At 73.1% G+C, this 662-nt stretch carries 1 protein-coding gene; it reads left to right on the forward strand.

Features of this window, described 5'->3' with window-relative positions:
• A partial coding sequence (locus tag FV222_RS28455; RefSeq protein WP_147816457.1) for an MFS transporter occupies window positions 1-662 on the forward strand: 662 nt, incomplete at both ends.

The raw sequence follows: 662 nt of genomic DNA on the forward strand, positions 1-662 counted from the left end.
CCGCCGACCTCGCCCGCGACGCGGCGGCGCTCGGCCCCCGCGAGCACCGGATCCTGGCCTCACTCGCCGACCTGCGGGTCTGGCAGTGCATCGCGATCTTCTTCTGCATCGTCACGGCCAACTCCGCGCTCACCTTCTTCGGGCCGACGATCGTGCGCGAGGCCGGCTTCACCGATCCGGCGACAGTCGGCTGGATCATGTCGGGCGCCTACCTCTGCGGCGGGGCCGGGATGATCCTCAACGGCCGGCATTCGGACCGGACCGGCGAGGCGCGCTACCATTGCGGGCTCGCGGCCCTGGGCGGCTCCGTCTCGATCGCGCTCCTCGGCTTCCTCGTCCCGGGAAGCCCTTACCTCGCGCTCGCGGCCCTGACGCTGGCCATCGTCGGCACGATGAGCGCCATCCCGGTGTTCTGGCAGATCCCCGGCCAGTTCCTGGCCGGCTCGGCCGCGGCCGCCGGCATCGCGCTGATCAATGCGGTGGCGAACCTCGCCGGCTTCGGCGCGCCGGCCGCCATGGGCTACCTGAAGGAGGCCACGGGCTCGGTCTCCACCGGCCTCTGGCTCGTGGCGGCCTTCGAGTTCGCCACCGTCATCCTGATCCTGGCGTTCATTCCCGCCCCGGCGCCCAGGCGGCAGGCCGAGGCGCGCGCGGTCGCCGCC

The sequence above is a fragment of the Methylobacterium sp. WL103 genome (genome assembly GCF_008039885.1).
Classification (GTDB): Bacteria; Pseudomonadota; Alphaproteobacteria; order Rhizobiales; family Beijerinckiaceae; genus Methylobacterium; species Methylobacterium cerastii.